Raw genomic sequence first — 21,031 nt, 5'->3', positions numbered from 1 at the left:
TCCCGTCAGAATGCCATGGGAGGCTCTCAGTCCTCTATCAGCGCTCGCAACGTTTCCTGCTCGGAGTCGGGTACGTACCCGGCGTAGTAGTCGAACATGTTCTGCCGGGCCAGGCGGGCCGCGGCCTGGCCGTTGCCGGCCCGAATCGCGTCCACCACCTCGGCGTGGTGCTGCAGCGACTCCAGCATCAGCGCGCGGCTGTTCGGCGCGTGCGCGATCTTGTCCGAGATCAGGCCGAGTACGACGCCGCGCACGACCTCGTTGCAGGTCTGGATCAGCGAGTTGCGGCTGATCCGCGCGATCAGCTCGTGGAAGGCGAGGTCGGCCTCGCTGAACGCGTCGAAGTCGACGTCGATGGCTGTCCGCATCGCGACCAGGGTCGCCTCGAGCTCCGCCAGTTCCTCCGCGGTCCGCAGCCGGGACGCGACCTGGATCGCGGCACCGTCCATGATCATCCGGAACCCGATCAGCTCGCTGAGGGTCAGCTCGTCGACCCGGGCCAGCCGGGCGACCTGTTTGCGGAGCGCGGACGAGGAGAACGGCAGGATCTCGGGCCCGTTCGGGTCGCCGGGGCGGGAGCGGACCACGCCGTTGCTCTCCAGCACCCGCAGCGCCTCGCGGACGGTCGACCGGCTGACCGCGAACTGCCCGACCAGTTCGCGCTCGCTCGGCAGCCGCTGACCGGGCACCAGGTCGCCGCGAGCCAGGGCGTCCTCGATCTGCTCGACGATCCGCTGGTAGGCGCGCACGGGCTGCACCGGCTGGAACCGCGGACTCTTTGTCATCCGGCACACCCCCAGTCGCTTGACAGGACCTGACGCAGGGGACAAACCTAGTGGCCCATTACGACCCAGTCCACTGGTCAGACCAGTTCGGCGCACCGGAGGAGTAGACGTGAAACCGTCGTTCAGCACCCGAGCGGTCGCATTCCTCGGCGCCGCCGCGCTGCTCGCCCTGACGGCCTGCTCGGCCGGATCCGGTGCGTCGTCCGGCAGTTCGCCGGGCGGCGACCAGAACCTGTCGATCGGCCTGGTCGCGGAGCCGGCCAGCCTGGACTTCACCACCACCGACGGCGCCGCGATCCCGCAGGCGCTGCTCGGCAACGTCTACGAGACGCTGGTGAAGCAGGACGAGTCCGGCAAGATCGTGCCGTCGCTGGCCAAGTCGTGGACGGTGTCGCCGGACCGTACGACGTACACCTTCGACCTGGTCGACAACGCGAAGTTCACCAACGGCAAGCCGTTCACCGCGAACGACGCGGTGTTCAGCATCAACCGGGTGAAGACCGCGTGGACGACGTCGCTGAAGGCGGCGATGGACGTCGTGTCGCAGAGCAAGGCGCTGTCGCCGACCCAGCTGCAGGTCACGCTGGCCAAGCCCAGCAACGACTGGCTGTTCCGGATGACCACCCGGATCGGCGCGATGTTCTCCGAGAGCGGTGTCGGCGCGCTGGCGACCGCGCCGGTCGGCTCCGGGCCGTTCACGTTCTCGAAGTGGAACCGCGGTGACTCGATCGTCCTCACCCGCAACGACGACTACTGGGGTTCGAAGCCGTTCTTCCAGCAGATCACGCTGAAGTACTTCAAGGACGCGACCGCGCTGAACAACGCCCTGCTCACCGGCACGATCAACGTGATCGGCACGGTGCAGGCGCCGGAGGCGCTCAGCCAGTTCACCAGCAACGACAAGTACCAGGTGATCGAGGGGACGACGAACGGCGAGGTGCTGCTGTCGTTCAACAACTCGCTGCCGCTGTTCAAGGATGTCCGGACCCGCCAGGGCATTCGGATGGCGATCGACCACAAGGCGTTGCTGGACACCTGCTGGGCCGGGCGCGGGAAGCTGATCGGCAGCATGGTCCCGCCGACCGACCCGTGGTACGAGGACCTCACGAACGTCGCGCCGTTCGATCTGACCAAGGCCAAGTCGATGCTGCAGGCGTCCGGTGCGGCCGGCAAGACGCTCCGGCTGCGGCTCCCGACGTTGCCGTACGCAACGTCTTGCGGCCAGGTGGTGAAGAGCCAGCTGGAGCAGGCCGGCCTGCAGGTGCAGATCGACCAGCAGGAGTTCCCGGCGGCGTGGCTGACGAACGTGTTCAAGAACGCGGACTACGACATGTCGATCATTGCGCACGTCGAGCCGCGGGACATGGGCGCGGTCTTCAACGCGAAGTACTACACGCGGTACGACGATCCGACCTTCCAGGGGTACCTGGCCGCTGCGGACTCCGGTGACGAGGCCGCCCAGACCGAGAACCTGAAGAAGGCCGCGCGCCGGCTGTCCGAGCAGGCCGCGGGCGATTGGTTGTTCCTGCTGCCGAACCTGATGGTCGCGGACAAGGACCTCAAGGGCCTGCCGGCCAACGCGATCACCGAGAACTTCGATCTGTCCAAGCTCGCCCGATGATTCTCCGCCTGATCGAGCGCACCGGCGTGTTCTTGGTCAGTCTGGCGGTGTCGTCGGTGCTGGTCTTCGCGTTCATGGCGGTGCTGCCGGGTGACCCCGCCCAGGTCGCGCTCGGCGTGAACGCGTCCGACGAGGCAGTGGCCGAACTGCGCCGGCAGTTCGGCCTCGACCGGCCGCTGCCGGTGCAGTACGTCGACTGGATGGGCGGGCTGTTCCGCGGCGACCTCGGGACGTCGTACATCTCCAAGGCGGAGATCGGTCCGCAGGTCTTCGACCGGCTGCAGGTCACGCTCTGGCTGGTCGTCGCCGGGATGCTGATCGCGCTGCTGGTGGCGGTTCCGGCCGGGACGATCATGGCGGCGCGACATCGCAAACTGTCCGGGCTGGCGCTGTCGGCGCTGTCGCAGGTCGGTGTCGCGGTCCCGGCGTTCCTTGCGGGCATCCTGCTGATCGTCGTCTTCGCGGTACAGCTCGGCTGGCTGCCCGCGAACGGGTGGACCCCGCCCGCGCAGGACCCGGCGATGTTCGTCAAACAGCTGATCCTTCCGGCGCTGTCCCTCGGCCTGGTGCAAGGCGCCGTCCTCACCCGATACGTTCGCAGCGCGGTCCTCGACGTACTGCGGGAGGACTATCTGCGCACCGCCCGCGCGAAAGGGTTGCGGCCGTTCCAGGCGCTGTGGAAACACGGCCTGCGCAACGCCGCCGTCCCGGTTGTGACCGTGCTCGGTCTGCAGTTGGCGACGCTGCTCATCGGCGCCGTCGTGGTCGAGCGTGTGTTCGTGATCCCGGGTCTCGGCAGCCTCCTGCTCGACGGCGTGTCGAACCGCGACCTGTTGCTCGTGCAGGACGTCGTCATGGTGCTGGTTCTCGCCGTCCTGCTGGTGAACTTCCTCGTCGACCTGCTGTACGTCGCCCTCGACCCACGACTGCGGGCGGCCTGATGAGACGCCTGAATCCGAGCCTGATCGTCGGCGCCGTGATCGTCGCGGGCATCGTCGCGATGGCCCTGATCTCGTTCGTTTGGACGCCGTACGACGCGACCCTGGTGGATCCTGCCTCGCGGTTGCTGAAACCGTCGTGGTCGCACTGGTTCGGCACCGACAAGTTCGGGCGGGACGTGCTCAGCCAGATCATGGTCGGCTCGCGGACAACGCTGTTCGTCGGCGTCGTCGCGGTCGGCGTCGCGGCGGTCATCGGCGTACCGCTGGGGATCCTGGCCGCGATGGTGCGGCGGTGGCCCAGCGAGGTCATCATGCGTGCCAACGATCTGCTGCTCGCGTTCCCGGCGCTGCTGCTGGCGATCATGTTCGGCGCGGTGTTCGGCGCCAGCACGCTGACCGCGATGATCGCGATCGGCATCGCCTCGGTGCCGAGTTTCGCGCGGGTGATCCGGAGCGGGGCGTTGCAGGTGATGCGCAGCGAGTACCTGCTCGCGGCGCGCGCGGCCGGTCGGCAGCCGTTCCCGATCGCGGTCCGGCACGTGCTGCCGAACGTGACCAGCCTGATCACCGTGCAGGCCTCGGTGTCGTTCGCGATCGCCGTACTGGCCGAGGCGGCGCTGTCGTTCCTCGGGTACGGGACGCCACCGCCGACGCCGTCGTGGGGCCGGATGTTGCAGGAGAGCCAGGAGTTCCTGTTCAGCGCGCCGCGACTCGCGATCTTCCCCGGGATCGCGATCGCCGTTGCCGTGCTCGGTTTCAACCTGCTCGGCGACGGGCTGCGCGACCGGTTCGATCCGAAGCTGGAGGACCGCCGATGAGCGACGTACTCACGGTCCGCGGCCTGTCGGTGTCCGTCCGGGACACCACGCTGGTGTCCGACGTCGACCTGACCGTCGGCGCGGGCGAGCGGGTCGGGCTGATCGGTGAATCCGGATCCGGCAAGTCGTTGACCGCGTTGAGCATTCTCGGACTGTTGCCCGAGGACGTGCACGCCGCGGGATCCGTACGACTCGAAGGGGTCGACCACGAGCTCGTCGGCGCCGACGAACGGCGGATGTCGCGCGTTCGCGGCCGGGACATCGCGATGGTGTTCCAGGAGCCGATGACCGCGCTGAACCCGACCATGCGGATCGGCGACCAGCTCACCGAGGCGATGCTCATTCACAAGACCCTCGCCAAGCCTGCCGCCCGTACGGCAGCCGCGGAACTGCTCGACCGCGTCCAGTTGCCGGCCGAGACCCTCCGCGCGTATCCGCACCAGCTGTCCGGTGGCCAACGGCAACGAGTCGTCCTCGCGCTCGCCCTGGCCAACGATCCCGCACTGCTGATCTGCGACGAACCCACGACCGCCCTCGACGTCACGGTCCAGGCGCTCGTCCTCGACCTGATCGTCCGCGGGGTCATGGACCGATCGTCCGCGCTGCTGTTCATCACCCACGACCTCGCCGTCGTCGCGACCGTCTGCGAACGAGTGCTGGTCATGTACGGCGGGCGCGTGGTCGAGTCGGGTCCGGTGTCCGAGGTGTTCACGAAGCCCCGCCACCGCTACACGCAAGGTCTGCTCGGGGCGTCGGACCTGGTGAGCACGTCCGGTCGCCTCACCACGATCCCCGGGAACGTACCGCCCGCCGGCCGCTTCCCGTCGGGCTGCGTGTTCCGGACCCGGTGCGCGCACGCCACTGCGATGTGCGAGGAGACCCCGGCCTGGACCGGCGACGAGGCGCGCGGGTTCGCCTGCCATCACCCGGCGGGAGATGCCGATGACTGAACCCGGCCCACCGGTGGCGAGCACCGCGATCAAGGTCGTCGATCTGGTCCGCGACTACACCCGCCCGCGGACCTCGCTGACCCGCCCGGCGCCGGTCGTGCACGCGCTGCGCGGCGTCAGCCTGGAGATCAAGGAAGGCGAGCGGTTCGGCATCGTCGGCGAATCCGGCTGCGGCAAGTCGACGCTGCTGCGACTGATCGCCGCCCTCGACCGCGCCACGTCGGGGAAAATCATTGTCGAAGGCACCGACATCACCCGCCTCCCGGAGCGCCGCCTGCGCCCGCTACGGGAGAACCTCCAGTTGGTCTTCCAGGACCCGATGAGTTCGCTCGATCCGCGGATGCGCGTGCGGGACATCATCGCCGAACCCCTCGTCGTCCAAGGGCACCCGGCGTCCGGGCAGCGGGTCCGCGAACTGCTCGAGGCCGTCGGTCTGTCCGCGGACGCCGGCGACCGGTACCCGCACCAGTTCTCGGGCGGCCAGCGGCAGCGCATCTCGATCGCCCGCGCGCTCGCGCCGCGGCCGCGCATCCTGGTCGCGGACGAGCCGGTCAGCGCGCTCGACGTGTCCGTTCGGGCGCAGGTCCTGAACCTGATCTCGGACCTCGTCGACGAGCTGAATCTCACGCTGGTGTTCGTCTCCCACGACCTGTCCGTGGTGAAACACGTCTGCGACCGCGTGGCCGTGATGCACGCCGGCGAGGTCGTCGAGACCGGCGCGACCGACGAGGTGTACGCCGCCCCGCAGCATCCCTACACGCAGCGCCTGGTGTCGGCGATCCCGACCCTGCAACGGGCGCTCTCCGGTGCGACCACGTCCGACCTGCTCGGGAAGGGAGATCCCGCATGAAGTTTCCAGCCGGCCTGCCGATCGGAGAGTCCTGGGTCTCGGCGCCGACGACGGCGCCGGTGGTCTTCCCGTACGACGGTTCGACCGTGGCGGAGGCGCCGGTTGGGGACGTCGCGCTGGCGCGGGCAGCCCTCGATCACGCGTTGAGCGTCCGCGAAACGGTCGGCCGCCTGCCGTCGTACGTCCGCCGGAACGTCTTGCAGCGGGTGCATGCGGAGCTGCTCGCGGCCCGTGACGAGTTCGTCGAGCTGCTCGTGCTGGAGACCGGCAAACCGCTGGTCGACTGCCGGGTCGAGATCGATCGCACGCTGCTGACCGTCGAGACGGCCGCCGAGGAAGTCGCGCGGCTGCACGGGGAAACCGTGCCGCTCGACCTGCTGCCGAGCGGCGCGGGACTGCAAGGGTTCTGGGTCCGGAAACCGATCGGCGTGGTCGTCGGGATCACCGGGTTCAACTATCCGTTGCTGCTCGCGGCGCACAAGATCGCGCCCGCGTTCGCGGCCGGCTGCCCGATCATCGTCAAGCCCGCGCCGCAGACACCGCTCGCCACGCTGTGGATGGCCCACCTGATGCGCGCGGCGCTGGCCGACGCCGGCGCGCCGGAGAGTGCGCTGCAGGTGATCACCGGCGGACCGGACGTCGGCGCGACCCTGACCACCGACAGCCGGATCGGTGCGGTGTCCTTCACCGGATCGGCCGCGGTCGGGCACCGGATCGCGCGGGACGCGGCGCCGACGAAGGTACTGCTCGAGCTCGGCTCCAACTCCGCACTCGTCGTTGCCGGGGACGCCGACCTGGACGCGGCCGCCGACGCGATCGTGCGCGGCGGGTACTACGCGTCCGGCCAAGCCTGCATCTCGGTGCAGCGCGTCATCGCCGTGGCGTCTGTCCGGGATGCGCTGCTCGAGAAGCTCGGTGCGCGGCTGCCCACCGTCGTTGTCGGCGACCCACGCGATCCGGCGACACGGGTGTCCGCACTCATCAACCCGGCGTCGACGGACCGCGTGCGGCAGTGGGTCGCGGACGCGGTGCACGCCGGCGCATCGATCGCCTACGAGGCTCCGGGCGACGTCCTCGGGCCGATCGTGCTGACCGACGTACCGGACGGGTTGCCGGCCTGGGACGAGGAGATCTTCGGGCCGGTGATCGCGGTGCGTTCGGTACCGGACATCGACAGCGCACTGCACGCCGTCAACGCGACGCGGTACGGGCTGCACGCGAGTGTGTTCACGGCGTCGCTCGACACCGCCTTCACGGCGATCGACCGGTTGGAGGTCGGGGGAGTGGTGATCAACGACGTTCCCGGGTTCCGCTCGGACGTGATGCCGTACGGCGGCGTGAAGGACTCCGGCGCCGGCCGCGAAGGCCCGCGCTTCGCGATCGAGGAACTCACCACGACCCGGATGGCGATCATCCGCCCGCGCCCATGACCAGCCACTTTGTGCACGAGATCCGTACCGCCGGCGCTGTTTTCTACGGATCCGGTGCACAAAGTCGCGGTTTCGAGCGGATCCGGGGCACGAGGTCGAAGGAGGTGAGCCGGCGATGACGGAGTACGCGAACCTTTTCCGGCTGGACGGAAAGCACGCGCTGGTGGTCGGCGCGGGGAGCGGGATCGGCCGGGAGAGCGCGCTCGCCCTGGCGGCGCACGGCGCCCGGGTCACGTGCGCCGACCGCGACCTCGCCGCTGCTCGGGAAACGGCGAATGGCGAGCTGGCGGCGTACGCGTTGGATGTGCTCGACGACGCCGCGATCGAACGGGCGGTCACCGACCTGGACCCGGTCGATGTGCTGGTGTTCACCGCGGCGACCAACGTGCGCAAGCGGATCCTCGACTACACCGGCGAGGAGTTCGACCGGGTCGTGTCGCTCAACCTGCGGGCGTCGTTCCAGCTCGTGCGGGCGTTCGGCCGCGGGATGGCCGAGCGCGGCGGCGGCAGCATCATCGGGTTCAGTTCGATCCGCGGTACGACGGTCGAGCCGGGGCAATCGGTGTATGCGGCAACGAAAGCCGGACTCGTCCAGCTGTTGCGCACCGTCGCCGCCGAACTCGGCCCGTCCGGTGTCCGCGCGAACGCGATCGCCCCGGGCGTCGTCGAGACCCCGCTCACCGCGCAGATCAAGGCCGACCAGCACTGGTACGACGCCTACGCGCACAAGGGGGCGCTCGGGCGCTGGGCGCAACCTCACGAGCTCGCCGGCGCGGTCGTGTACCTCGCATCCGATGCGGCGAGCTTCGTCACCGGCAGCGTTCTCGCGGTCGACGGCGGCTGGACCGCGGTCGACGGCCGCTTCGACCCACCGAACTGAGGAGTCTGCCCATGAACTCCAGCAATCTGGCCGATCTGACGGCGACCGAGCTCCTCGCGAGGTACGGCGACGGCTCGCTCTCCCCGGTCGAGGTGATCGAGGACGTCCTGAACCGCATTGCCGCCCGCGAGCCGGAGCTCAATGCGCTGTACGCCCTCGACCCGGAAGCCGCTCGCGAGGCTGCCCACGATTCCGAGCGTCGCTGGCGCAACGGTAGGGCGGGCGCGCTCGACGGCGTACCGGTGACCGTGAAGGAGAACATTGCCACCCGCGGAACGCCCGTACCGCAAGGAACCGCGGCCACCGAACTGATCCCGGCGACCGAGGACGCACCGGCCGCGGAGCGGTTGCGCAAGGCCGGCGCGGTGATCGTGAGCAAGACGACGATGTCCGAGTACGGGATGTTGTCGTCGGGCGTCTCGACCTTCCACTCGTTGACGCGCAATCCGTGGGACCTGTCGAAGACGTCCGGTGGGTCGAGCGCGGGCGCGGCTGCCGCGGCGGCCGCCGGGTACGGACCGATCCACGTCGGCACGGACATCGGCGGATCGATCCGGCTCCCGGCCGGTTGGTGCGGACTGGTCGGACTCAAGCCGACGCACGGCCGGATCCCGGTCGGCACACCGTACGCCGGACGCGCGATCGGCCCGCTGACCCGGACGGCGGCCGACGCGGCGCTGGCGTTGCGCGTCATGTCCGGGTACGACCCGCGGGACCACACGTCGATCCCGCCGGCGTCCGACGAATTCACCGTGGACGTCGCCGGGCTCAGGGTCGCGCTGCTGCTCGACGCCGGCGTCGGGTTGCCGGTCGACCCCGAGGTGACCGCGGCGGTCTCGGCCGCGGCCGACGTCCTCGAGAAGGGCGGCGCGATCGTCGAACCGATCGCGCCGATCATCACCCGCGAGATGCTCGACGGCCTCGACCACTTCTGGCGGATCCGCTCCGCCATCGACATCGCGGCGCTGCCCGAGGAACGTCGCGCGAAGGTGCTGCCGCAGATCCGCTCCTGGGTGTCGACGGCGTCCGATCTCACCGCGACCGACGTCTTCGCCGGGTACAGCCAGATGGGTGCGATGGCCGCCGCGGTCGGCCGGGTGTTCGCGTCGTACGACGTGGTGCTGTCGCCGGTCGCCCCGATCACGGCCTTCCGCGCCGAGCTTGCGTACCCGACGGACGATCCGGGAAAGCCGTTCGAGCACATCGCGTTCACGGTGCCGTACAACATGTCGCACCACCCCGCGACCACGGTCAATGTCGGCTGGTCGACGTCCGGCCTGCCGATCGGCGCGCAACTCGCCGTACCGCATCACCAGGATCTGCAGGCCCTCGCGCTGGCCTCATACCTCGACAGCCGGCGTACCGAGCAGCGAGACTGGCCAGTGGGGTGACGACTTGGTCCGATGAACGGCGCTCGCCCGCACCGATCACGCCGGCGGCGGCACACGTTCCTGATGACGCGCTGTTGTCGCGTTATCGGTCCACCGAGCCGTCCAGATCCAGGTCCTGACTACCGAAGCCCTGACCGACGGCGCCCAACCGGTCGACCGCCTTGGTCAGGAACTGAGTGAACGCGGTGTGGCGGGACACCCAGGCCGGTCATCGGATGAGCAACGACCACCCGGCTAGGCTCGGAGGATCTTGTTCATCGGTTTGCCCTTGGCGAGCTCGTCGACCAGTTTGTCCAGGTAGCGGATCTGCTGCATCAGCGGGTCGTCGATGTGTTCGACGCGCACGCCACAGACCACGCCGGTGATCGACGACGCGTTCGGATTGAGGTGTGCGCCGGCGAAGAAATCCTCGAAGGTCGTCTCGGCGTCCAGGTGACGCTTCACCGTGTCGGCGTCGTACCCGGTCAGCCACTCGATGACCTGGTCGAGCTCCGCCTTCGTACGGCCCTTCTTCTCGACTTTCGTCACGTACAAGGGATACACGGAAGCGAAACTGACCGTGAAGATTCGGCTCATCGTTCAAAGCTAGCGAACGCCGTACTGCTGTCCAGACATCGCCCCACTCGCCCAACCTCGGGGAGTCACTGCTTGTGACCCGTCGGACCGGTCGGACCGGTAGGGTCCGGAGTCACCTGTCGGCGAGCACTGCGCCGTGACGGCCATGCCCTTGCGCGAGAAATCGTCGTCGGCCTTCGCCGCACTGATCGAGCCCTGAACCTGCGTGGCTGCGGGACTCCTCTGCAGTCAGTTGTGGTAGTCAGCTCTTGTACTCGTCAAGACTCTTGATCGCCTGAGCCAACAGCGCGCGAACGTTTCTGAGTTCCGCTTCCACGCTCGCCACCTTGCTCGTGTCGCCGGTCGCCCGTGCGTGCTCGAGATCGCCCAAGAGCCTCGCAACACGTTGCTCCTGCTGTCGAACAACGCCCTCAGCGGCGCTGATGATCATCGGCGAAGTGCGCGCCCGGCTGCCGCCGGACGATCGGCCGTGATCAGACGTACGCGCCGGTGGCGCCAGTGCTGTGGGGTGCGCTGGTGAGGAGCCTCGAGTCGCCGCGTTCGCGGTGAATGCGAACTGATCGGCGGTGTCGGTGCCTCGGCGATCGGGTGCCGGCAAACCCTTGGCTGTCAGCCGTTGCCGCAGCGCTGGGTAGATGTCGGAGAAGCTGAGCCAATCGGGCTTGCCAGGCATCCCTGCACGGACAAGGTCGTTCAGTTCAGCGGTGAAGGATGTGCACGCCGTCAGCTGCTGGTCAGGAGGCGGCACGTGAGCCGTGCGGTTGCTTTTCGAGGCGGTGAGGACGTAGGAGCCGCGGATGTCCGCGAGATCGGCGAGCAGCTGTTCGTCAGGTCCGGAGAGGGCCTCGATCGCTCGACCGGAGAAGCAGCAGTCCAGGATCCCCACCCGTACGCGAGCAGCTGAGTTGAGGAACGCGTGCCTGATGGTCTCCCATCGCAGTCCGCTGATGCCCGGGTGTCCAGGGTGCGTCGAGCTCACGGTCAAGCAGAGCTCCGCGCGCTCGGTCACGACGCCGTGGCCGACGTAGTAGAGCAGTAGAACGCCGGTGGTTTCCTTGGCCAGCTCAGTCAGCTGGATGCCGAGCTCGGAAACGGACCTTGGGTTGGAGATGACGGTGATCTGGCCGGGCGACCAGCCGCACAAGGCCGGGTCGGACAGCATCGCGTGCATGGCAGCCACGCTGTTCTGCGCTGCAGGCAAGGGCGTGAACCCGGCATGGTCGTAGTGAGAAACTCCGATCAGTACTGCACGCGAAGCGCCGTACTCAACGTGGTCGGTTGTCATCGCCTGATCTCAAGACCTCTTCCACGAGCGGCCGTAAGTCGTGAGCGGTCGTGATGTCGAACGTAACCGAACGCCCATCCGACTCGACAGTGATTTTCGCACTCGTTTGGCGCGTCTTCAGCCACGTGATCAGGGACGAGGCGAGCACCGAGCCGGCACCGCCCGCGCTGAACGCCACAGTCAGCAGCTCCGGCAACGAGCCTAGTTCGGACTCGCCGATCACTGCTTCGGCGATTCCGACGCGCCCTCGTAACTCGTCCTCGCTGTTGAGCCAGTCATGCAACGCGATCAGATCACCATCGTTTCCGCCTGTGACACGAATACCAGCGTCCATTCCAAGCCCCTTCCGGTGTGCGATGACGATCCTGCGGCTGCCACATTGTCTCAGTTGATCACCGGTCAGCACGTGGGACCGGCGCGGCGTCAGCGGACTACCAACGCTGATGTGGCCTGGTGGGTGAGGGTGCCGCTGGTGGCGGGGTCTTTGAGCGCGACTTTGTGCACCACGTCCGTACTGCGCGGCTCGAAAAGTGCGGATCGGGTGCACAAAGTGGTACCTGTGCCGGCGTGGGCCGGGCTACTTCGCTGGCTGGGTGTTGCGGCGGCGTTCGTAGTGACGGCGGGCTTTCATGCGGTTGCCGCAGTTGGACATCGAGCACCAGCGGGCGCTGTTGCTCTTGGAGTGGTCGATGAGGAACAGGCTGCATTCCGCCGCGTTCTCGCAGGCGCGTACTCGACCGGGCGCTTCGCGCTGCAGGATGTCCCACGCCACGGCTGCCCGCGCGGCGACGGCGTGGTCGCGGGGGAGGGCCAGCTCCCAGCTGATGCCGGAGTCTCCAAGCACCGCGTTGTAGCTGACTCCGGACAGGGCCGGCGCCAGCGCGGTCGCCGCGACCTGACCGTTGACCAGGGCCTGCAGCGTGTCCCGCGTCGAGCGCAGCAGCTCGAGATCTTCCGCCGACGTTCCGCCGTACGACGCGAGCCAAGCACGCGCATCGTCCGCGCGCGCCAGCTGATCGATCCGCTCGCCGGCGACGGTCGGTGTGGTGTTCAGCAGGGCGAGCAGCAGCCCTTCGTCAGGCGAGGTGAGCTTCGCCATCCTTCTAACCTCCATTGCGGCATTGACAGGGTTAGAGTACCAGTGTTTCTCTTATAACTGTCATTCGAAGCTATGGAGGTTAGAAGGATGGGTGTGCATCACCGCTACGCGACGGTCGACGGCCGGCGGATCTTCTACCGGGAGGCCGGATCGCCCGAGCAGCCGACGATCGTGCTGCTGCACGGCTTCCCGACGAGCTCGTTCATGTACCGCAACCTGATCCCGCAGCTCGAGGGGTACCGGGTCATCGCCCCCGACCACCTCGGTTTCGGGCTGTCGGACGCGCCGTCGGTCGACGAGTTCGAGTACAGCTTCGACGCCCTGGCCGACATCACCGCCGAACTGCTCGATCAGCTGCGCGTCACGCGGTACGCGATCTTCGTCCAGGACTACGGCGCCCCGATCGGCTGGCGGCTCGCGGTCCGTGACCCGGAGGCCGTGCGGGCCGTGATCACGCAGAACGGCAACGGCTACGAGGAAGGGTTCGTCTCCAGCGGTTGGGAGGCAGTTTGGGCGTACCAGAAGGAGCAGACCCCGGAGACCGAGGCGGCGTTGCGCGAGGTGTTCACGCTCGACGCGACCCGGTATCAGTACACCGCGGGCGTCGCGGACGAGACCGTCCTCGAGCCGGCGACCTGGATCCTCGACCACGCGGCACTCTCGCGTCCGGGCAACGCGGAGATTCAGTTGAAGCTGTTCCTCGACTACGCGACCAATCCGCCGCTGTACCCGAAGCTGCACGACTGGCTGCGCGCCAATCAGATCCCGGTCCTCGCGGCGTGGGGGAAGGGCGACCCGTTCTTCGGGCCGGACGGGGCGCGCGCGTTTGCGCGCGACACGGAGCGGGCCGAGATTCATCTGCTCGACGGCGGTCATTTCCTCCTGGAAAGCGCCGGTGACGAGGTGGCTGCATTGACCCGCGATTTCCTCGCCAAATATCTTTCCCCGAGCTGACATCGGATGGCAGCCGCGGTGCTTGACCACGGCTGCCGTTGTCGGTCGACGCGTGCTGGTTCCACTAGGGCGCGGGCGCATCAGGCGTTGCTGGAGGCTCGCTGTTCCTCGGTTTGGTGGTGGGCGGACGGCGCCCAGGCGAACCCGTCCGGGTCGACGAAAGAGCCGTGATCCGCATTGATCACGAGGCGGTGCGAGCCGGTACCGTCAGGTGCGACGCCGGCGACCTTGGCCAGTGCCTTACGGCCGTACAGCGCGAGCTGGACAGCGCCCGGAGCCGCCTGGAACTCGACGTACTTGCGTCCGAAGCTGCGCGCCACCGGCAGTCCGTTCGCAACGTAGAACTGCTTGCTGGCGGCGACGTCCGTGGTGCCGAGCAGGAGGACGAAGGCGTCGATCTGTCCGGTGTCGGGCCCGGTGTTGCGCTTCGCGGAGGTCGCCACCTTCCAGATGTTTCCGTCCGGAGCTTCGACAACGCCGCCGTAACCCCACAGCGACTTGGCGGCGGGCTTGAGCTCGGTCGCCCCGGCCTGGAGCGCGGTGCCCATCAGACTGTCCACCATGGCCGGCTGCGACACGACCAGCGAGAGCGTGAACCCACGGAACCGGAGGTGGGGGAGTCGGACTGGACCAGGGTCAGCCTGGAGCCCAGTCCGAAGGCCGAGGCATAGAACTCCTCGGCGCGCACAAGGTCGGCTACTTCGAGAGTGATGCTGTCGATCGTGGTCATGCCAGCACGCTAATCGCGCCCAGAACACCCCCGCTTCTCGATTCCTGACCAACCTCGATCGCTCACCGGATCAGGCCGCTGACGAAGCTGATCCGGTCCAGGGTTGCGTCGGTCGCGGGACATCAGAAGGGCCACCAACTGAAGCCGGGACAATGCGGCAGTCCGGTCGCGTCTTTCCGGATCGGGTTGCGCTCCGCGATCATGCAGTACTGGCGATCCTGGATCTGCGCGTGCGGCACCCTGGCGACGACGTTGTCTTCGGCGAGAAACACGACATAGGTGTCGTCCTCCGACCCGAGTACGTACGCCAGCTCCGGCTCGCCGTCGATGACGACTCGCTCGGGTGGCAGCCACATGCTGCCGGCCAGACTGAACGCCGCGGCGCCCAACACCACCGCCATTCCCCCCAGCCAATCGCGGGTGGCGTTCTGGTAGCCCGGATGCCCGAGTCTGCGCGCCCAGAGGCACGTGGCGGTGCCGGCGATCGCAGGAAGAAACGCGTAGGCGACGATCTCCAACCAGCTCAGGGCGATCATCGTGTTGATCGCGACGAGCGCGAGGATTCCGAGGAACTTGGGGATCCTGCCGGTGGCGCCCGGTGCGAAAGCATCGATCACGGTAGCGGTGATCCAGAAGGCGATGACCAACGGAACGGCCAGCACCAGCAACGCCACGGCCAGTGCGCCGGTACTGGAGTTGGCGACCAGGGCCAGCGCTGTCTCCCGGTTCCAGCCCGCGACTGCCAAGACTCGGACCGCAGCGAGTGGAATGGCCAAGGCGCCGGCGACGCCCAGCAACTCGAGATAGGGCTTGAGCGCCTGAAGGATCTCCTGCACCGGCGGGAGGGCGTTACCTGCGGCGCCTTGAGCAGGTGCATCCTGGGGCGCGGCAGGCGTCGTCTGGCGCCGTCGTTTTGCCATGTGGAGTACTCGAGGATTCAGGGATCACCGATGCGCCGACGTCAGTAGTCGCCGTACACCTGGACCTTGGTGCCGATGGGGGTTTCTTTGAAGATGTGGTTGATTTCGGGGCGCATGACGCGGACGCAGCGGTGGCTGGCCGGGTACGGCCTGACCAGTGAGTTGACGCGGGAGCCGTGCAGCGCGATGCCGGGACGGTCCTTCAGGAAGTAGATCGAGTCGTACATGTACGCGTCCTCGTACAGGCTGCTCTCGTGCGCGCCGGCCCACTTGCGCCAGACCTTGCCGGTGCGGTTCGGGGTGTCGTACCCGGGGGCACCGGTCGAGACCCAGACGATTCGTTTGTAGGTCTTGTTGACGACCTGGTACAGCACCTGGCAGGTCTTGTTGACGTAGATGCCGTCCTCCTTGGTCGGCACCGGGCGACTCGTTGCGTTGAGCACCGAGTACGCGTCGTTCAGGGTGAGGCCGCCGCGGCTGACCGGCAGGCCGTGGGTCTCGCGCCACGCGCACAGTGCCTGCTTCGCGCGAGCCGTGATGTCACCGTCGACGTCGCCCACCGGGTAGCCGAGCTTCTCCAGTTGCCGCTCGACGCGCAGTGCGTAGTACTGCGGCTTCTGCTTCACCTTGGGCTTCGGCTTCGCACTAGGCGTCGTCGTCGTGGGCTTGGCGGTCGGCGTCGTACTGGGCGACGTACTAGGGTTTGCGCTGCTGGCAGTAGCGGTAGGAGAAGGCGTCGACTCGACCGCGGCCACATCGGAACACCCTGCCAGGACGAACGAACACACGACGGCACCGGCAGCGAGACCACGTCGACGAGTCACGGATTCCCCTCTCCCTCAGCACTTTTCAGCGTCGCAGAAGGACGGCGCGTGAACGTGCAACGACGCACCGAGATTAATCGCCGGGAGGGTTCACCATCGCCCACCGTCACCGAACCGTTGCCGAGTTCCGCGTTTCCGTTCGTCGACGCAGTGGCATCCGTGACTGCCAAACTAGGCGGATGGAGTTCCACGTCCTCGGTCCGCTCGAGATCACATCGTCGGCTCGGACGTGCTGCAGACCCGGGGACGCGGATACCTGGTCGCTGCCGAACCCACCGATCTGGTTGCCTTCCGCTCCGATCTGGCCGCCGCCGCGGCCGAACCGGCGCGCCAGGTCGAGCATCTGCGCCGCGCGCTCGACCGGTGGCGCGGCGACCCGGTCAGCGTCGAGCCCACCGTCGCGGTCGGTCTGCGAGAGGAACGGCTGACAGCGATCGAGCAGTACTACGACGCTCGCCTGGCGCGCGGCGAGCACGCCGACGTACTGCCGGACCTGCGGACGCTCAGCGCCCGGGAACCGTTGCGGGAACGGTCGGCCATGCTGCTGATGACTGCGCTGTACCGCTGCGGGCGGCAGTCGGAGGCGCTGTCGGCGTACGACGCGATCGCGCACCGACTCGCCGACGAGTTCGGTCTGGATCCCACTGACGATCTCCGCGCGCTCCGGCAAGCGATTCTCACCGAGACGCTCGACGACGCGTCGGAAGGTGGCGACTGGCAGCGGCAGAACCAGTTGCCGCTCGACATCCGCAACCTCGTCGGTCGCGACGACCTCGTCGACGAAGTCACGAAGCTGGTCTGTGCACCGCACGGCGTGCCCATCGTCGTCCTGTCCGGCACACCGGGTATCGGGAAGACGGCGGTGGTGGTCCGCGTCGCGCATCGGTTGGGCGAGCAGTTCCCGGACGGGCAATGGTTCGTGCGGCTTCGCGGCGCGTCGGACCAACCGCGGCGCGGCGACGATGTCCTGGTCGAGTTGCTCCGGGCCTCGGGGATCGACCCGTCCGTTGTCCCGGACGACCGGGACGCGCGCGCGGGGCTGTTCCGCGCTCGGCTCGCCGACCGTCGCGTGCTTCTCGTCCTCGACGATGCGCGCTCGGCCGACCAGGTCCGCCCTCTGCTGCCGGGTACCTCGGGTAGCGCCGTGGTGGTGACGAGCCGCAACTCGCTGGACGGACTGGTCGCCCTCGACGGCGCGATCGGACTTCGAGTGCCGGTCCTGACGCCCGACGACGGCGCGACGTTGGTCGCTACGCTGGTGGACGCCGCCAACACCGCGGCGCTGTCCGAGCTGGTCACGATGTGCGCCGGTTTGCCGCTGGCGCTGCGCATCGCGGGCGCCAACGCGGCGCGCGAGACCGTGCCGGCGTACGTCGACCGGATGCGGCAGGCCGGTGCGTTGCCGACGCTCGCCATCGACGATGACACCGCCGTCGGCACGGCGTTCCGGATGTCCTTCGATCTGCTCGACGACGCGACGCAGCGAGGGTTTCGCCTGTTGTCGCAGTTTCCCGGTGCCGAGTTCGGTGACGGCGCGGCTGAGGCTTTGATCGGTGCCGGCTACGCCGACGTGCTGAGTCGCCTCGTGACCGCGGGCCTCCTTCAACCGGTCGGGGACGCGCGATACGTGATGCATGACCTCGTGAAGCAGTACGCCGCCCAGCTCGCGCCGCCCGACGCCGCGGCGTGGACCGCGCTCTGCTCGTGGTACCTCGGTACCGCGGACGCCGTCGTCACGGCCCTGTTCCCGAACGCGGTCCGGCTGCCGATCACTACGTACGGCGGTGTCGCCCCGCGCGATCCCGCCGCCTGGATCGAGCTCGAGCTCGCGAACATCGAGGCCGTCGCCACCACCGCCCTCGAGTCCGGACCGCGCGAGGTCGTCTGGCTGCTCGCCGACGCCGTCCGGCCGTACCTGTATCAGCACAGCCTGAACAACATCTGGCGAAACCTCGTCGACCTCGGCCAGGCCGCGGCACCGGACCTGCTCGGTCGCGGCGCGATGCACCACGCGCTCGGGGTCCTTGCGCGGACGACGGCGGACGCGGCGCGGGCGATGGAACACACCGGCACGGCGATCGAGCTGTACCGCGAGGGCGGGTTCGCGCTCGGTGCGGCGGCGCTGCTGTGCAACCTCGGCCTCGCGTACAACGACGTGGGCCGGCTGCGCCGATCGTCGGAGCTGCTGGCCTCCGGCATCGCCCTGATGAGGTCTCTCGGCGAGACGGCCCGCCTGCCCACGGCGCTGCTCAACCAGTCGATGAATAAACTGCACCTCGGCAACTTCCGGGACACGCACGCGGAGGCGCTGGCCAACCGGGCAGGCTACGGGACGCTGCTCGCGGAGACGCGTTGCCGGATCGCCGAGTGCACGTTCCGGGAGGGCGATGCGGAACGTGCGCTCGAGCTCGCACTCGCGGCGCTGGTCGAACAGCATGCCGTCGAGTACCGGACCGGGGAGGTCCATGCGAACACCTTGGTGGCCGAGTGTTACGAGACACTCGGCCAGGTCGACACGGCCCGGCGGCATCGAGAGTTGGCTGACGAATTCGTCCGTACGTCGGGGTACGTACCGCGCTGAGGTCTTGACGTGTCGCGCAGAGGTTCTACAGCCCGAGATCGCGGAGGAATTCTGGTTTGTAGGCCTGCATCACGACGTAGCGCGGGTCGGGGACTTCCATGTTCGCGTTCTTCTCGGCGTCGTCCTCGGCGTCGTGCGGGCCGACCGGGACACTCGGGTCGGTCCACTCCTGCTCGGCCGGATTCCAGCGGGTGATCGTGTACGCCGCCTCGAGCTTGTCGTCGGTCACCAGTTCCTTGGCGGTCCGCTCGGCCTCCTGGGCGTCCTCGAGGGTGTGGGTGTACATCAGCAGCCGGTTCCCGTCCCGGGTCACCGTCACCTGACTCCCGAGCCGCTTGCGCGCGTCGTCGTCCAGATCCAGCGCGCGCATCCGCTCCCAGAACGTCAACCCGTGCTCGTCACTCCCGAGCACCACCTCAACCCGAAACTCTTCCGCCATGTCGGCCACCCTACCTACCGCGGACCTGCAGCACTCACCAACCTCGCTGCACCCGCTCTCGCGCTGCCCCGCTGAGCGTGGCGTCATCGAGTGAGTGGGTGGTTTGTGAGTGCTGCCCATCACCTGCTCGTCGCTCTGCTCGAGGAACCGGCGCGCGGCGTTCGCGATCGAGCCGTAGTCGTCACCGACCTTGTACGCCGTGACGCCCTTGATGTGCAGCGGGATGCCCTGGGAGGACACACACGTCACAGTCAGCGGCGTGGCGCGGATGTCCAGCGGCAACCGCCGTACCGTCTGGAAACCGGGCAGCACCGCGGTGCCCCGGCCGACGACGATCTTGAAGCCGAGGGTCTCGTTGAGCTGCTCGGCGCTCGAACGCGCACCGAGACCCGAGATGATCAGGGCCTCGTTCGGCTCCGCCACCCGCCAGACCATCCGGAACAGCAGCAGCAGGACGACCACCGCCGCCGCGGCGATGATCAGGTACGTCCAGGGCATTTCCCCTCCAGGGAACGAAGTTAGAAGGCGCGGGCGACGTAGACGGTGCGCGGCGGGTCGTAGTCGACCACGACCACCTGGGTCCCCACCTCGATCACCTCGTCCGTCGCCGGGTAAGCGTAGAAGGCCTCGGTGGCACCCCGGACCGGCAGCATCACCTCGCCGACGATCCCCGGTCCGATGCGGCCGATCACCCGCCCCCGCTTGCCTACCATGTGTCCCTCCGACGTCGCCGCGCACGAATCAGTTCCCGAAGCCTAAGGGGTGCCGCGGGCGGAGCCCTATTCGTACTGCGGTGCTGGCCTCTTGCGGCCACGGCGGTCCGCGGCGGCCTCCTTGAAGCCAGGCGGCGCCCGTGCACACGAGGCGGGGACCGCGGACAGGAGGCGGACGCTGCGGACACGAGGCGGGACTGCGGACAGGAAGCGGGGAGCGTGGACAGGCGGCGGGGGCTGCAGACAGGAAACGCGGGCCTGCTGCCTGATCTGTGGGTCGGGTTCTGCCGGGGGTGGGGTGGACGTGGACGCGAGGGGTCGTGCGGGTGGGGCGGTGAGATGGGGTCGTGAAGGTGGGGCGTCGAGACGGGGTCGTGGGGATGAGCGTGGGGTGATGGGGGCGATCGGGGAGTGGGGGTTGTTCGAGCCGTGGATCTATGGAGGGTTTTCCCGCATATGGCGGGAGGAATCCTCCACTGTCGTGGGGAAAACTCTCCTAGATGATTGATGCACGGCCTGGTCTGGATTCGGTGGTCGCGGTGATGGAGCCGGGGAACCTCGGGCATGTGGCCTGGGTGGCGTGTGGCGTGTGTGGCGTGTGTCAGGTCGACAGGACGTCTCCCGCGCCAGGGGCCACAGCTGAGCGTGAACCAGACACCGAACACACCCGCCCGCACCACACTAACTGTCGAGCGTGCACACCTTCGGGCCGCGCATCAATCATCTAGGAGCGTTTTCGATGGTCAGCAGTGCAGGCAGTGCAGGCAGTGCAGGCAGTGCAGGCAGTGCAGGCAGTGCAGGCAGTGCAGGCGATGCAGGCGATGCAGGCGATGCAGGCGATGCAGGCGATGCAGGCAGTGCGGCGAGTGCGGCCACTGCGGGGGAGTGCGGTGAGTGCGGTGAGCGCGGCCACTGCGGGGGAGTGCGGCGAGTGCTGGGGAGTGCTGGGGAGTGCGGCCAGTGCGGGGAGTGCGGGCGGTCCAACCAGTGCGGCCAGTGCGGGCGGCGCAGACATGCGGGCGGTGTGAGCATGCGGGCGGTGTAGGCATGCGGGCGGTGCCTCGGCGTGGGGCGAGTGGTGCCGCGTGCTGCCTGGAGTCTCCTGGGGACCGCGGCCGCGGTGGATCCCGTAGGCCCCTCACGGTGGGTCAACCCCAATGCCGCTCAGTTAGGGCTGGGGTGTGGTTGTCAACCGTCGTGGATGTGGATGGTGTGGGTGATCTTGTAGTTGTTGCGGTCGGTGG

General features: G+C 68.2%; 20 protein-coding genes. 10 read left to right on the top strand and 10 right to left on the bottom strand.

Annotation, left to right across the window (positions count from 1 at the left end; all coding sequences use genetic code 11):
* Positions 1–26: 26 nt before the first annotated feature.
* Positions 27–785 (bottom strand): FadR/GntR family transcriptional regulator, encoded by a 759-nt coding sequence (locus AB0B82_RS19890; protein ID WP_360170165.1) that lies wholly within the window; start codon positions 783–785, stop codon positions 27–29.
* A 109-nt stretch (positions 786–894) separates the two neighbouring features.
* Between AB0B82_RS19890 and AB0B82_RS19885 the strand changes: the two genes are divergently transcribed.
* From AB0B82_RS19885 to AB0B82_RS19850, 8 genes are all read left to right on the top strand, one after another.
* On the top strand, positions 895–2,406 hold the full coding sequence (locus AB0B82_RS19885; RefSeq protein WP_360170162.1) for an ABC transporter substrate-binding protein: 1,512 nt from the start codon (positions 895–897) through the stop codon (positions 2,404–2,406).
* Positions 2,403–3,347 (top strand): ABC transporter permease, encoded by a 945-nt coding sequence (locus tag AB0B82_RS19880; RefSeq protein ID WP_360170159.1) that lies wholly within the window; start codon positions 2,403–2,405, stop codon positions 3,345–3,347. The genes AB0B82_RS19885 and AB0B82_RS19880 overlap by 4 nt, the downstream gene beginning before the upstream one ends.
* Positions 3,347–4,165: an ABC transporter permease gene (locus AB0B82_RS19875; protein WP_360170156.1), complete on the top strand. Its 819-nt coding sequence runs from the start codon at positions 3,347–3,349 to the stop codon at positions 4,163–4,165. The genes AB0B82_RS19880 and AB0B82_RS19875 overlap by 1 nt, the downstream gene beginning before the upstream one ends.
* Positions 4,162–5,115 (top strand): ABC transporter ATP-binding protein, encoded by a 954-nt coding sequence (locus tag AB0B82_RS19870; RefSeq protein WP_360170153.1) that lies wholly within the window; start codon positions 4,162–4,164, stop codon positions 5,113–5,115. Before AB0B82_RS19875 ends, AB0B82_RS19870 begins: the two co-directional genes overlap by 4 nt.
* A complete protein-coding gene (locus AB0B82_RS19865) occupies positions 5,108–5,965 on the top strand; it encodes an ATP-binding cassette domain-containing protein (protein ID WP_360170150.1) in 858 nt (285 codons plus the stop codon). Before AB0B82_RS19870 ends, AB0B82_RS19865 begins: the two co-directional genes overlap by 8 nt.
* Complete coding sequence (locus AB0B82_RS19860) at positions 5,962–7,395, top strand: aldehyde dehydrogenase family protein (RefSeq protein WP_360170147.1); 1,434 nt, start codon at positions 5,962–5,964, stop codon at positions 7,393–7,395. The genes AB0B82_RS19865 and AB0B82_RS19860 overlap by 4 nt, the downstream gene beginning before the upstream one ends.
* Positions 7,396–7,510: 115 nt before the next feature.
* Positions 7,511–8,275 (top strand): SDR family oxidoreductase, encoded by a 765-nt coding sequence (locus AB0B82_RS19855; RefSeq protein ID WP_360170144.1) that lies wholly within the window; start codon positions 7,511–7,513, stop codon positions 8,273–8,275.
* A gap of 11 nt (positions 8,276–8,286) precedes the next feature.
* Positions 8,287–9,666: an amidase gene (locus AB0B82_RS19850; RefSeq protein WP_360170141.1), complete on the top strand. Its 1,380-nt coding sequence runs from the start codon at positions 8,287–8,289 to the stop codon at positions 9,664–9,666.
* A 234-nt stretch (positions 9,667–9,900) separates the two neighbouring features.
* Here AB0B82_RS19850 and AB0B82_RS19845 read toward each other — a convergent pair whose 3' ends face one another.
* From AB0B82_RS19845 to AB0B82_RS19830, 4 genes are all read right to left on the bottom strand, one after another.
* The gene (locus AB0B82_RS19845; protein ID WP_360170138.1) at positions 9,901–10,242 is read right to left on the bottom strand and encodes a DUF2200 domain-containing protein; all 342 of its coding nucleotides are present in this window, start codon (positions 10,240–10,242) and stop codon (positions 9,901–9,903) included.
* Between the two features lie 241 nt (positions 10,243–10,483).
* The gene (locus AB0B82_RS19840; RefSeq protein WP_360170135.1) at positions 10,484–11,527 is read right to left on the bottom strand and encodes a caspase family protein; all 1,044 of its coding nucleotides are present in this window, start codon (positions 11,525–11,527) and stop codon (positions 10,484–10,486) included.
* Complete coding sequence (locus AB0B82_RS19835) at positions 11,508–11,861, bottom strand: hypothetical protein (protein ID WP_360170132.1); 354 nt, start codon at positions 11,859–11,861, stop codon at positions 11,508–11,510. Before AB0B82_RS19835 ends, AB0B82_RS19840 begins: the two co-directional genes overlap by 20 nt.
* A gap of 243 nt (positions 11,862–12,104) precedes the next feature.
* Positions 12,105–12,626: a CGNR zinc finger domain-containing protein gene (locus AB0B82_RS19830; protein WP_360170129.1), complete on the bottom strand. Its 522-nt coding sequence runs from the start codon at positions 12,624–12,626 to the stop codon at positions 12,105–12,107.
* Between the two features lie 87 nt (positions 12,627–12,713).
* On the opposite strand from AB0B82_RS19830, the gene AB0B82_RS19825 reads away from it, so the two are divergent.
* A complete protein-coding gene (locus tag AB0B82_RS19825) occupies positions 12,714–13,580 on the top strand; it encodes an alpha/beta fold hydrolase (protein WP_360170126.1) in 867 nt (288 codons plus the stop codon).
* Between the two features lie 80 nt (positions 13,581–13,660).
* Here the strand turns inward: AB0B82_RS19825 and AB0B82_RS19820 are convergent, their stop codons facing one another.
* The 3 genes from AB0B82_RS19820 to AB0B82_RS19810 form a co-directional block, all read right to left on the bottom strand.
* A complete protein-coding gene (locus AB0B82_RS19820) occupies positions 13,661–14,158 on the bottom strand; it encodes a glyoxalase (protein ID WP_360170123.1) in 498 nt (165 codons plus the stop codon).
* Positions 14,159–14,432: 274 nt separating this feature from the next.
* Entirely contained in the window at positions 14,433–15,230 is a 798-nt protein-coding gene (locus tag AB0B82_RS19815) for a hypothetical protein (RefSeq protein WP_360170120.1), read from the bottom strand.
* Between the two features lie 41 nt (positions 15,231–15,271).
* Complete coding sequence (locus tag AB0B82_RS19810; protein ID WP_360170117.1) at positions 15,272–15,985, bottom strand: L,D-transpeptidase family protein; 714 nt, start codon at positions 15,983–15,985, stop codon at positions 15,272–15,274.
* A 298-nt stretch (positions 15,986–16,283) separates the two neighbouring features.
* On the opposite strand from AB0B82_RS19810, the gene AB0B82_RS19805 reads away from it, so the two are divergent.
* A complete protein-coding gene (locus AB0B82_RS19805; RefSeq protein WP_360170114.1) occupies positions 16,284–18,635 on the top strand; it encodes a BTAD domain-containing putative transcriptional regulator in 2,352 nt (783 codons plus the stop codon).
* A 25-nt stretch (positions 18,636–18,660) separates the two neighbouring features.
* On the opposite strand, the gene AB0B82_RS19800 is transcribed toward AB0B82_RS19805, so the two are convergent.
* Positions 18,661–19,572: an SPFH domain-containing protein gene (locus tag AB0B82_RS19800; protein WP_360170111.1), complete on the bottom strand. Its 912-nt coding sequence runs from the start codon at positions 19,570–19,572 to the stop codon at positions 18,661–18,663.
* Between the two features lie 20 nt (positions 19,573–19,592).
* A complete protein-coding gene (locus AB0B82_RS19795) occupies positions 19,593–19,787 on the bottom strand; it encodes a hypothetical protein (RefSeq protein WP_360170108.1) in 195 nt (64 codons plus the stop codon).
* Positions 19,788–21,031 lie beyond the last annotated feature (1,244 nt).

This window comes from Kribbella sp. NPDC048915, from assembly GCF_040649595.1.
Lineage (GTDB): Bacteria > Actinomycetota > Actinomycetes > Propionibacteriales > Kribbellaceae > Kribbella.
This window is presented reverse-complemented; position numbering and strand designations above follow the sequence as displayed.